This window comes from Sphingomonas sp. BL2, assembly GCF_056680015.1.
Map to the genome: position 1 here is coordinate 3,426,007 of NZ_CM155261.1, position 11,980 is coordinate 3,437,986.

Here is an 11,980-nt window from a genome sequence, read left to right on the forward strand (position 1 = left end):
AACAGGCTAGAGTGCCTCGATCGCAAGAATCTTCTCGACCACTACCATGCCTGGAAAAGCGCCTTCGTGCCCAAAGCATGACGGCAGTCCGAACGCGTCGCGCTCATTGCAAGACATGTTCAGCGTTTCGGCCCCGACGAACCGCACCCGATAGGCATGTGGTGTCATAACCTCGGCAATGCGCCCCGGCAGATTGGCGCGGACGAGCGCATCCTTCCGGTTTATCTCCAGCCAAACACTCGAATGCAAAGCGTGATTGACCGCCAACGTCGTCGCACGGTCAAAAAATTCCTGCCCTTCGAACGTGTCGTACCAAACGCCTTCGTATGTCCGAGTCGACTTCATCGGAATACAAGCTCGGGTCATGGCAGCTTGGTCTTGGCGTTGACGCGCTGTCTCGCACGCGTCTGACTTATAGAGGTCAGACGATGACGGCGCCGCCGCCAGAAGCAACAGCGCCGTCAGTAGCATCAGGCCAGTTCGCCTTCAAGCCACGCCTTCAGCCGGCCCTTGGGCTCGGCGCCGACCTTGGTCGCCGCCGGTGCGCCGCCCTTGAAGAGGATCATCGTCGGGATGCCGCGGACGCCGTACGCGCCCGGCGCGTCGGGGTTCTCGTCGATGTTGAGCTTGGCGATCGTCACCTTCTCGCCGAGTTCTTCCGAAATCTCCTCGAGCGACGGCCCGATCATCTTGCAGGGGCCGCACCATTCCGCCCAGAAATCGACGAGCACGGGGCCGTCGGCGTTCAGTACGTCCGCATCGAAGCTGGCATCGGTGATCTGCTTGGTCGCCATCGTGAATTCTCCTTGGTTGAGTCGTATCTAAGGTCGCTCGCGTGCGCGCTCAACCACCGGGGCGCTAGCTTTGCTCCGTGGGCCGATAGTGCGGCTTGTTTGCGGCCAGCGTCTCGTCGGTCAGCACGATCAACCGCGGGCCGGCCGTGTACAGCAACGCTGCCTCGACCGACCGCCCCGGAAAGATCACGCTCAAGGCTTCGGCATAGGCCGCCATCTGCTTCAGGTGATATTCCGGCACGTCGTCGAGGCCGCGTGGTGCGCGCCGCCCGGTCTTGAAGTCGACGACGCGGATGCGGTCGGGCTCGATCAGCAGGCGATCGACCGTCCCCGACACGACCATGCCGTTCGCAAGGGTCGCGGCGATCGGCGCTTCGGCCAACGTATCCGCGCTGAACAGCCCGGCAAAGCGTGGATCGTCGAGCACGGCGACCACGCTTTGCACGATTTCGGAGCGCGCCGCGGCATCGTCGACGCCGCCTGCTTTCGCCAGCCAGCGATCCGCTGCCGTCGCGCGGTCGGTGGCGGCAACCGCCGGCAGCCGCTCGAACAGCGCATGGATCAACCGGCCTCGCTCCGCTGCGACCCGCATCGCAGGCGTCGGCGGTGGATCGGACACGGCGTCGTCACCCAGCGCCGAGGGTGACAGTGGACGAGGCGGACGTGCTTCTTGCGGTGCGGGTTCATGCGCCCAGGCCGGCAGCTGCGCGTTAGCCGCAATCTCGATCGATGCCGAAGTCTTGGCGATCACCGCAGGCTGGGGCTCGACCCCGGCGAACGTCCGCGCGCGCTCGCCCACCGGTACCTCGAGCGCCGTCAACGCGCGGTCGGACGCCGCGTACCAGCTGTTCTCCGGCGGCACGCCCTTCGCACGCGGCCCGAGCGCACCGGCGATCACGAGCCGCTCTTCCGCGCGCGTCGCGGCGACGTAGAACAGCCGCCAATGCTCCTCCAGCTCGCGCTGCTCGGCAGCCGACACGACCGCATCCAACGGCCCGCCACGCTCGCTCGACCGCGGCCGGAATACCGGGATCGGCGCGGCCCCAGGCTCGGGCACCCATTTCAGGATCGAGCGTGGTGCCGCCGACGGGTCCGCCGTTGCATCCGCCAGGATCACGAGCGGCGCCTGCAGGCCCTTCGCGCCGTGCGCGGTCATCACCCGGACCGCATCGAGCGGCGCCGACGGATCGCGCACGATCTCGACATCGCCGCGATCGAACCAATCGAGGAAGCGTTGCAACGACGGCGTCGTCGTGCTCTCGAACGTCAGCGCGGCGTTGAGCAGTTCCTCGATCGGATCGCGCGCCTCGGTGCCCAGCCGGCGGATCAGTTTGCGGCGTCCGTCGAGGGGGCCCGAGAGCAACTCCTCCAAGAACTGGTACGGCGTGGCGATGTCCGCGCGCGCCAACATCGCCAGTAATGGCGCGAGCCGCGTCGCAGGTTGCGTGCGTTGCAGGTGGCGCCAGAGCGGCCCCGCCTCGCGCGGTGCGGCCTCCATCAGTTCGTCCTGCGTCCAGCCGATCAGCGGGGACACGAGCAGCGCGGCGACGCTCAGATCGTCCTCGGGCTGCAACACGAAGCGGATCGTGGCCAGCAGATCCTGTACCGCGAGCGGCGCGTTCAGCCGCAAGCGATCGACGCCCGCCACCGGCACGCCCTCGGCATAGAGCCGCGCGACGATCATCGAGGCGAGATCGCCGCGACGCTTGACCAAGATCATGACGTCCTCGGGCCGCAACCGCCGCCCCTTGCTCTCCAGCATCAGGCCGGTCTCGGGCGCGAGCCAGGCCTTCACCGCGCGGGCGATATCGCTGGCGAGTTTGCGCACTGCGTCGTCGACCCAGCCCTCTTCGTCGTCCTCGCTGCCGCCCGCCGACACCGGCGGCCACAAGGTCACGGTGCCCGGACCGGCGACCTCGCTGGCGTGCTGTTCGACCTCGCCCGCAATCCCGAGCCCCGGCTCACCGATCGCGTCGATCGCCGCGTCGACGAACTCAAGGACGGTTCGGGTCGATCGGAACGAGTGGCGAAGGGAGAGGCGCGCCAACGGAAGCCCGCGCTCCTCCTCGGGCCAGTCGTCATCGCCTTCCGCCTCGCTCGCACGGCCGCCGAAATACTGTTCCGCCGCCTGGAAATTGAGCGGATCGGTGCCCTGAAAGCCGAAGATCGCCTGCTTGTAATCGCCAACCGTGAACAGGGTGCGCGTCGACGGCGCATAGATGCCGCGGCCGACGAAGAACTCGTCCGCCAGCGCGCGGACGATCCGCCACTGGTGGCCGTTGGTGTCCTGCGCCTCGTCAATCAGCAGGTGCTCGGTCGCCTGGTCGAGCTTGTAGCGGACCCATTCGCCGATCCCCGGCTGGTCGAGCAGCGCCACCGTCGTCGCGATCAGGTCGTCGAAATCGACCGCGCCTGCGCGTCGCTTGGCCAGCGCATAGCCGCGCGCATAGTCGCGCCCGACCTCCAGCCCGTCGGCGAGCAGGTCGCAATAGGTCGCGCGCTGGACCATCGACAGCACGTCGGTGCACGCCTCGCCCAGGTCCCGCGCGAGGATTTCGTAATCCGGCTCGGCATCGATCAGTTTCTTCGAGGCTTTGCGCTGGGTGCCCGTGCCGGTGAGCACGACGCTGGCGAGCTCGTCCAAGGTCGCCGCGCGATCTTCGGAGTCAAGCCAGCGCTGGACAGTCGCCGCCGCGGCCTGCCCGGTGGCCGTCCCCCAGGCGCGATTGGCCGCGGCGATGCGCGCGATCGCATCGAGGTCGAGCGCGTCGCACCACTCTTCGATCGCCTCGTCGATATCGCCGGAGGGCAGGCCGAGTTCACGTCGCAGCCACGGCTGGATGCCGACTGGGAGGGCCTCCAACGCGGGCAGCGCTCGGGCGCAGGCGAGCAGGAACGCCTCAGCCCCGCCCTCGCCCATCCGCAGGGACAGCCGACCGACGATCTCGACCGGACGTTCGCGGCCCTCGCGCTCGGCGTCCGACAGCATTGTTGCCAGTGCCTCGCGTGCGAGGCCTGCCTCTTCGCGTGCCTCCAGCGGTCGAAAGCCCGGCGTCAGCCCGGCCTCGACCGGGAACGCTGCCAACAATCCCTGGCAGAATCCGTGGATCGTCTGGATGCGCAGGCCCCCGCCCGGCGCGTCGAGCACCTTGGCGAACAGGGTGCGCGCGCGGTCCTGCAACGCCTGCACCGGGCTCTCGCCGAGCGCGATCAGGTCCGCCGCGAGCGCCGGCGGGGGCATCCGCACCCACGCCGCGAGGCGCCCGTTGATCCGCTGCGCCATCTCGGCCGCGCCCGCCTTGGTGAAGGTCAGGCACAGGATCGCGCCGGGATCGACGCCGCGCAACAGCAGCCGGAACACGCGGGCGGCCAGCACCTGCGTCTTGCCGGTGCCCGCCGACGCGGACAGCCAGACGTGCGAGGCCGGGTTGCTCGCATCGGCCTGCGCGCCTCTCAGCCGGGGTAGCGTGGCGAGCGCATCACCGCTCACGGCCATACCATTCGTCGCGTCGCATCAGCTGGTCATACTCGGCATAGGGGGCGTATTCGGGGACGAGTTTGGCGGTGAACGCGGCGCTGCCGGTCAGCCATTCGCCGACGACTTCGGTGAAATTGTGCGCGGCGATTGACGTGAACTCGGCGGTCGGGATCTTGTCGCGCTTGCCCTCGGGATCGACCGGGCTCTCGATATAGCCGAACGCGTCGCGCTTCTTGCCGAGCGACCAATATTCGAACGCGCCTGCGATGCCGCGCACGTCCTCGAACCCGCCGCGTTCGGCGATCAGGCCGAGTAGGCCGAGTTGGAGGCTGTAGCCGGCGCGCACCGCGGTCGGCGAAGGCGGCTTGCCGGTCTTGTAGTCGATCACCGCGAGGCGCCCGTCGGGGAGCTTGTCGATCCGGTCGTAGCGACCTGACAAGGTCACGCCGGCGATCTCGATCTTGCCCTTGCCCTCGGCGCTGGCGACGCGGCGGCCGTCCTCGCCCTGCGCGACTATGGCGCCGGCGATCCAGTCGATCGCTTCGAGCAGGCGCGGTTGCCAGAGCGCGCGCATCATCGGATGCGTCCGCTCGTCGTCGAGCATCGCCTTCGCGCGCAGCCGCAGCGTATCGACGGTGCAGTTGTCCTGCTTCCACCATTGCTCGAGGATGTCGTGCACCGCCGTCCCACGCCACGCCGCGCTCGGGTCGGCATCGACCGGATCGAGTGGCATGAGGCCGAGCACGCGGCGCGCGTAGAAGGCGTAGGGGTCGGCCTTGAGGCGATCGACTTCGGTGACGGAGATCGCTTTCGGACGTAGCAAAGCTGGCGGCGAAGGGGCCGGACGATCGGCGGGGAGATGCTCGCCCGGATCGTCTAGCGCTCGCGTCCAGCCTTCCAGCGCCGATGCCCGCTCGAACCGATCGCCCGCGAGCGCCTGCAACCGCAACCAGAGACGCGAAGCCAAAGCCGGCGACTTCGCATCTCTTCGCGCTCGAGTGACGACCGCGCGGGGTGCGCCTAAAGCCTGCGCAAAATCATGCGCCGCCGTGCCGACACGCCGCTCCAGGCCGGGCAGACCCAGCTCCATGCGGATGCGCGGCGCGAGCCACGGGTCAGGCGCAGGACGACCCGGCCACACACCTTCGTTCAGCCCGCCGAGCACCATGACGTCGGCGGTCTGTAATCGCGCTTCGATCAGGCCGTAGATCGCGAGCCGTGGGTGGCCGCCCGGCGCCGGTCGCACCGCGACTTCGTCGAGCAGCGTCCGCAACAGCTGTGGCAGTTCGCGCGGATCTATCCGCGGCGGTCCGGCCGGAGCTTCCGCTTCCAGATCGGCGAGAAACTCCGCTGCCGCACGCCCTGCGAGGCCCGACCAGAGATTGTCGCCGCACAAGGTCTGCGCCGTCTCGCGCAGGCAGGCGAGCACCGACGCCAAGGGCTGCGGTCCCTGATCGAACGCGTTCGCCAGCGGCGTCAGCAACGGCTGGACATCGGTCCACCATGTTGCTGCCGTGCCTTTACGCTCCTCCAGATGTCCGGCGATCCCGTCGAGCCCCGCCGCCGGCCGCGGTCCACGGAGCCGTCGGTCGAGCGCACGCGCGCCGTCGAGCCATAGCAAGCGATCCTCGCCCGCGCGGACCAGCGGGTGCTTCAGCAACGCGAGCAACGCGAGCGGCGAGAAGCGTTGCGCTGCCGCCTCAGCCAACGCGAGCAGCAGCGTACCCGGTGGCAGGATCGACAAGGGTCGCCCCGCGCTGTCGTCGATCCCGATGCCCCAGCGTCCGAGATGTGCCGCCACGCGCCGTGCGAGCGCGCGATCCGGCGTGACGAGGGCGGCGGTCCGCTCGGGCACCTCCAGCGCCTCGCGCAGGACAAGCGCGATCGCTTGGGCCTCCTCCGCCGGGGTGGCGAGTTCGGCGGCGGTCACGCCCTTCAGGCGGCGATCCTCAGCGGCGATCTGCGTCCATTTGCCCGTGAAGTCCGCGGGCGCCAGCGCGTTGGCGATCGCGCGGCCGCGCGCGGGGTCGGCGTCGTGTCCGCCGCCCTCGCGCCATGTCTGCACCTCGCCTCGGGCGACGCCCATGCGCAGGAGCATCAGTTTCGCGTCGAACTGGGGATGCGTCTCGATCGATCTCCGGGTGAGCCCGGTAACCGGGTTCGCGTCATGCGGGCCAAGCGCATCCCATTCCTCGTCCGGCAGCGCGAGGTCGAGGCCGGCGAACACCACCATGCCCCGCGGCATGTCGGCGATGCAGCGAAGCAACCGCGCCACCGCGGGCGCGGAATCGGTCACGCCCGCGGCACAGACGATGCCGGCTGGCGGTGCACTTCGCCAACGCTGGGCGAGCCGGTCGAGCAACGCCGAGCGTCGCGTCGCCGCGTCGATCCGCTCCAGACGCGCGAGTTCGCCGGGCCAGCGTTGCAGCACAATCTCGAACGTCGCGAGCGCACGCCGCCAATGCTCGGTCAGTTCGGGCCCAAGCTCGATATCGCGCAGCTTGGTCGGCGGCACTTCCTCGACCAACAACTGATCGAGCGTCCGTGCAAGTTCGCCTGCGAGGCGCACCGCTTCGGCCACATCGACCGGATGGCCTTCGCGCGCCCGCTCTTCGGACACCAGTCGCGCGAGGATCATGCGCCGCTGATACGGTGGCACCGCGGGCAGCGGCGGATCGATGTCATCCGCCGGATCGAGCGCAGCGCCGACCGCCTCGCCCATCTCAGGATCGCCCAGTGCCACCAACCGGGGCAGCACGAGCCCGCCACCGCTCGCGCGAACGAACGCCTCGGTAACCGCCTTCACCGCGCGGTTGTTCGGCAGCACGACCAGCGCGCGGGCGAGCGCCAGCGGATCGCGCCCCGCCCGCCGGGTCAGCCCGGCAACCAGCGCGTCCGCAAACGCCCGGTGCGCAGGGATCGTGTAGAGCGTCGGGTGATCCGTCGCGACGAGATCAGCCATCTGCGAGGATCGCCTCGGTCTTCGGGATCGCGGCGGGCGTGCCGACGTCGAACCAGAGACCCTGGTGGACCTGACCGTAGGCGCGTCCGGCGGCGATTGCGCGGTCCCAGAACAGGTTCGTCGAGAACGGCCCCTCCGGCCAGTCCGCGATCAGGCGGGGGTGGAGGATCTGAATGCCGGTATAGGAAAACGGCGCGACCCGGCCCGGCTTGCGCCGTCCAACGATCCGCCCGTCACCGCCCAGATAGAAATCACCCATGCCGCTATGGTTATGCGCGCGCGCGAGCGGGACCATCAGCAGAAGCGCATCCATTTCGGCGTCATCCCAGCGCGATGCGAGCAGCCTGATCGCATCGACCGGTCCGTCGATCCAGAGATTGTCGCTGTTGACCACCAGCACCGGTTGATCACCGAGCAGGTGTCGCGCCTGGACGAGTCCACCGCCCGTCTCCATCAGTATTTTCCGCTCGTCGGAAATTACCACGTCGATCCCCGCGAACCGGTCGGTGACGTGCGCCTCCAGCGTGTCCGCGAGGTAATGCACGTTGACGACCGCGCGCTTGATCCCTGCCGCCTGCAAGCGTTCGAAGACGTGATCGATCAGTGGTTTCCCTGCGACCTGCACCAGCGGCTTGGGTCGCGTCGCAGTCAGCGGGCGCATCCGCTTGCCCAGTCCCGCCGCCATCACCATCGCCGTCTCGGGCACGATCCCGCGCGGGACAGGGCGGATCGTCTGCTGGCGGCTCACGCGCTCAAGGCCAGCGGATCGCCGCGCAGCGCGGGCGGCACGTTCGCCGCGAACCACGCCGCGACCGGCGCCATCACCGGCTGTGCCAGGTCGCGCTCCAGATACGTCCACACCCGGGGGCACATCGTCGCGTAGTGCGGCTTGCCGTCGCGCTTCCACAGCCGCGTGAAGATCCCGAGGATCTTCGCATTCCGCTGTGTGCCGAGCACGTGATACGCGTTCATGAAGTCGTCCCCCGCGTCCGCCGCCGCGCCGTATCGTTCCAGCATCGCCGCCTCGACCGCCGGATCGACCGTCCGCCGCGCATCCTGCAACAGCGACACGAGATCATAGGCCGGATGTCCCGCCAGCGCGTCCTGGAAATCGAGCAGGCCGAGCGAGCGCTCAGGCCCGACGAGCATCAGGTTCTCGGCGTGATAATCGCGCAAAACCGTGACCGGCGTCTCGGCGATAGCGTGGTCAAACACCGACTCCCAAGCTGCGTCCCAGCCTTCCAGGTCGGGCTCGATCCCGACCGCCGGGCAATACCATTCGACGAACAGCCGCGCCTCGCGCATCAGCACGACGCGATCATAGGGGGGGACCGGCCCAGCCGGCTCGGCACGCAGCCGGACCAGCAAGTCGATCGCGGGCGCATACAGCGACAGTTCCTCCCCCGGTGAAGCATCGACCGCCTCGCGCAGCCGATCGTCACCGAAATCCTCGATCAGCACGAGCCCCTGGTCGAGGTCGCACGCCAGAATTGCTGGCGCCGCGAAGTCACGTTCGACGAGCCACTCGGCGACCGCGATGAACGGTCGAGGGTCTTCGTGCGGCGGGGGTGCGTCCATCAGGATGGCCTGGCGCCCTCCTTCAATCGCACGGAAATACCGGCGGAACGAGGCATCACCTGCGACCGGGAGGATCTGCGCGCCTCCCCAGCCATGGGCGTTGAGAAAAGAGGCGGCGCCGGGCGGCGGGGTCATGTCGGCCATCGCGACCTCCAAGCTTCCGGCACGCCGATAGTCAAGCCACGCGTGCCGTCCGGCTCGATCGTCAGGCTCAGGCGAAGGGCATCCGGCCAGTAATCGGGGCCTGCGCGCTCCGGCCATTCGACCAGCAACAGCGAATCATAGCGCGCGTCGTCGAGCGCGAGCTCCTCGATCTCGGCTGGGTCGTCGATGCGGTAGAGGTCGACGTGGAGTACGGGGAAGCGCACCTCGGGCGGCTCGTAGGGCTGGACGATCGCAAAGCTGGGCGATGGCGCTTCGCCGGCGAGCCCGAGTGCGGCGAGGAGTCCGCGGGCGACGCTGGTCTTGCCGGCGCCGAGCGTGCCCACAAGCGTGATGACGTCGCCGGGTCCGACCAGGTCGGCAAGCATAGCCCCGAACGCTTCGGTAGCTTGCGGGTCGGGTAAATGGATCACGCGCACGAGCCCTCTCCCCTCCGGGGAGAGGGTTGGGTGAGGGGCAGTTCCAAGCGGTACATTGCTTGGCGGCCCCTCACCCCAACCCTCTCCCCGGAGGGGAGAGGGAGTAGGTTCAAAACGATCATCGCCGCGGCAATTCTACGGTGATCAGCGTGCCAGCTCCCGGTTCGGACACCAGTTCGATCGTCCCGCCATGTGCTTCCACGAACTGCTTCGCCAACGGCAATCCCAACCCCAAAGCCCGATCCCCCATCGGCTTCGACTCCGCGAACCGGTCGAACGCATGCGCCACCGCCTCCGCATCCATGCCGACGCCATCATCCGACACCACGATCCGCGCCGACGTCGCATTGCCATCGGTATGCAGCAGCACGCGCCCACCGTCGGGCGTCGCCGCCACCGCATGCCGCAGCAGATGCTCGACGACCTCCTTCAACCGCTTTTGATTGCCGTTCACGCGTCCAGTCGACCGCGCGACCTCGATCGCGAAATCGAGTTTACGTCGCTTGGCGGACGGCAGGATCGTCTCCGCCGCCGCGCGCACGGTAGCTGCGAGGTCGACGTCACTCCGATCGGTTTCCGCCCGATCGCTCTCCGCCCGCGTCAGGTCGAGCACGTCGTCGACCAGCAACCCGAGCCGCTCGACCGATTCGAGGATCGCCCCGACATAGCCCTCGGCCTGCGGCGTCAGCGCACCGGCATATCCGCCATGCAGCATCTCCGCGAACCCGCTGATCGAGGTCAGCGGCGTGCGCAGTTCGTAGCTCATGTTCGCGACGAAGGCGGTCTTCACCTTGTCGGTCGCTTCGAGCGCGTCCGCACGGTCGCGCAAAGCCTGCTCCGCGCGCCGGCTGTCGGTGATGTCGAGCATCGTGAACAGCGCATTCCCATCGGGTAGCGGCACGCCCGCGAACTCAAAATGCCGCCCGTCGGCGAACGCCACGCGCCCGCCGCGCTGCTGGCGCCCGACCGTTGCCGACCGCACTAGATCGGGGATCAGTGCCGACCGTCCGGGCGTGGCGAGCTTGGCCCCCGCAGCCTCGGCAAACGCGTCAACGCGGGGATGGGAGGCCAGAAACTCCTCCTCCAAACCCCATAGCGCGCGAAACCGGTTGTTCCACAACTGCAACCGGCCGTCAGCGGCAAACACGCCGAGCGCCTCGAACAGATTGTCGAACGTTGCCGTTCGGACGCGCAGCAAGGTATCGCGTGCGCTGGCGAGCTGGACCTGCTCGGTCCGATCCTCGAAGATCAGCAACAGGCCGCCATCGGGAAGCGGCTGCGCGACGACGCGGAGATGCGTGCCGCCGCGGAGGTGCCAGTTCTCCTCCATCGCGCCACCGCTTTGCGCAGAGCCGGTCTGCATGAACCAATCGCGCCGCTCCGCCTTCCAGCTTGGGAAGTCGCGTACCTCGGGCAGCCGGTTCGCCTCGCGCATCCGCTCGAGCACCCGGTCGAACTCGGGCCGGTCGGCGAGCCATTCGCTCCGCATCGCGAACATCCGCCGAAACGGCTGATTGCAGAATACGAGCGACCGATCGCCGCCGAACTGCGCCACGCCAGCCGACAGGCGGTCGAGCATTGCGCGCTGGGCTTCGGCAAATCGCTTGGCGCCAGACCGCGCCTGCTCCAGTTCCTCGATATCGATCGCAAACCCGGCCACGCCGCCGCTCGGCAAAGGCACGTCGTAGATTTGCAACGATCGTCGCGCACCGTCGATCGTCGCGGGCAGGACCTGCTGGTGTGGCCGTCCCTGCTCGCGCGCGACCGCGGCGCCAGCGAGCGGCCCGCCACGCCCAGATCCCTCGACCAATTCCAGTCCACGCGCAACGACGTCCGCGGCATCGCGTCCCTCGACCGCGTCGACATAGGCAGTGTTGACCATCGCCAGCCGGAGATCGGTCGCACGGTACCACATCGGCATCGGCGCGGCCTCGATCAGCCCGGTCAGCGACTCGTATGCCTCACCCAGTCGCGCGGTCTCGGAACCCAGTCGCGCGATCTCCGCCTCGCTGTCGGTCGCATCGAACGCCCATAGCAGCACCGCCCCGGTCGCACCCATCTCGCCCGGCGCGCGCGCGCCGCGAAACGTGATCGCCCGCGTCGAGCCCTGCAACCGTACCGACCGCACGAACGCCCGCCCCGACCGCTGCGCCGCCGTGATATCCGCAATCAATCGCGCGGCATCGTCGGCGGATAGCCCTGTCCCCCCGGCAGCAAGCTCCGCGATCGACCGCGGCGGCGCGTCCAACCCGAGCCAATCCGCCATCCGCTGCGTCATCTCGATCCGCCCGCCCGAGCGGATCACCGTCACAATCGCCGGCGACCCATCGAGGATCGTCTGTAGCTGCGCGTTGGCGTCGATGATCTCGGCCGCGTTGGATCGCGCCCGCAGACCCATGTAGAGCAGCGCCGACCCCGCGACGATCGCAAAAAAGACGATCAAGCCGACGGTCACGGCAACACCGGTCCCGAGGACCATTATTGGGAAGCCCATGGCGACATCATTCGACCATGTAGGCCAATCCGTCCCTCCGGGGAAAGCCACGACACAAGGAAAAGGGCGAGCCCGACATGCGGACCCGCCCGT

General features: G+C 68.5%; 8 protein-coding genes. All 8 read right to left on the reverse strand.

Features of this window, described 5'->3' with window-relative positions; translation table 11 throughout:
* Window positions 1-6: 6 nt before the first annotated feature.
* The 8 genes from AC1ME3_RS15850 to AC1ME3_RS15885 all read right to left on the reverse strand — a co-directional run bounded on the left by AC1ME3_RS15850 (window position 7) and on the right by AC1ME3_RS15885 (window position 11,887).
* A complete protein-coding gene (locus tag AC1ME3_RS15850; RefSeq protein ID WP_480953933.1) occupies window positions 7-471 on the reverse strand; it encodes a hypothetical protein in 465 nt (154 codons plus the stop codon).
* Window positions 471-794, reverse strand: coding sequence for a thioredoxin TrxA (gene trxA / locus AC1ME3_RS15855; RefSeq protein WP_480953934.1), 324 nt, complete (start codon window positions 792-794; stop codon window positions 471-473). The genes AC1ME3_RS15850 and trxA overlap by 1 nt, the downstream gene beginning before the upstream one ends.
* 64 nt (window positions 795-858) lie before the next feature.
* Window positions 859-4,290: a double-strand break repair helicase AddA gene (addA, locus tag AC1ME3_RS15860; RefSeq protein ID WP_480953935.1), complete on the reverse strand. Its 3,432-nt coding sequence runs from the start codon at window positions 4,288-4,290 to the stop codon at window positions 859-861.
* A complete protein-coding gene (addB, locus tag AC1ME3_RS15865) occupies window positions 4,274-7,234 on the reverse strand; it encodes a double-strand break repair protein AddB (protein ID WP_480953936.1) in 2,961 nt (986 codons plus the stop codon). Before addB ends, addA begins: the two co-directional genes overlap by 17 nt.
* On the reverse strand, window positions 7,227-7,925 hold the full coding sequence (locus AC1ME3_RS15870; RefSeq protein ID WP_480955853.1) for a nucleotidyltransferase family protein: 699 nt from the start codon (window positions 7,923-7,925) through the stop codon (window positions 7,227-7,229). The genes addB and AC1ME3_RS15870 overlap by 8 nt, the downstream gene beginning before the upstream one ends.
* Window positions 7,926-7,978: 53 nt before the next feature.
* Entirely contained in the window at window positions 7,979-8,947 is a 969-nt protein-coding gene (locus AC1ME3_RS15875; RefSeq protein ID WP_480955854.1) for an aminoglycoside phosphotransferase family protein, read from the reverse strand.
* The gene (tsaE, locus tag AC1ME3_RS15880; protein WP_480955855.1) at window positions 8,944-9,384 is read right to left on the reverse strand and encodes a tRNA (adenosine(37)-N6)-threonylcarbamoyltransferase complex ATPase subunit type 1 TsaE; all 441 of its coding nucleotides are present in this window, start codon (window positions 9,382-9,384) and stop codon (window positions 8,944-8,946) included. Before tsaE ends, AC1ME3_RS15875 begins: the two co-directional genes overlap by 4 nt.
* 127 nt (window positions 9,385-9,511) lie before the next feature.
* Window positions 9,512-11,887 carry a sensor histidine kinase gene (locus AC1ME3_RS15885; protein WP_480953937.1) on the reverse strand — a complete coding sequence of 792 codons (2,376 nt, stop codon included), beginning with the start codon at window positions 11,885-11,887 and terminating at the stop codon, window positions 9,512-9,514.
* Between the last annotated feature and the right edge of the window lie 93 nt (window positions 11,888-11,980).

Coding starts and splice junctions, on each gene's coding strand:
- AC1ME3_RS15850 (WP_480953933.1), bottom strand. CDS start 471: ATGCTACTGACGGCGCTGTTGCTTCTGGCGGCGGCGCCGTCATCGTCT.
- trxA (WP_480953934.1), bottom strand. CDS start 794: ATGGCGACCAAGCAGATCACCGATGCCAGCTTCGATGCGGACGTACTG.
- addA (WP_480953935.1), bottom strand. CDS start 4,290: ATGGCCGTGAGCGGTGATGCGCTCGCCACGCTACCCCGGCTGAGAGGC.
- addB (WP_480953936.1), bottom strand. CDS start 7,234: ATGGCTGATCTCGTCGCGACGGATCACCCGACGCTCTACACGATCCCT.
- AC1ME3_RS15870 (WP_480955853.1), bottom strand. CDS start 7,925: ATGGTGATGGCGGCGGGACTGGGCAAGCGGATGCGCCCGCTGACTGCG.
- AC1ME3_RS15875 (WP_480955854.1), bottom strand. CDS start 8,947: ATGACCCCGCCGCCCGGCGCCGCCTCTTTTCTCAACGCCCATGGCTGG.
- AC1ME3_RS15885 (WP_480953937.1), bottom strand. CDS start 11,887: ATGGGCTTCCCAATAATGGTCCTCGGGACCGGTGTTGCCGTGACCGTC.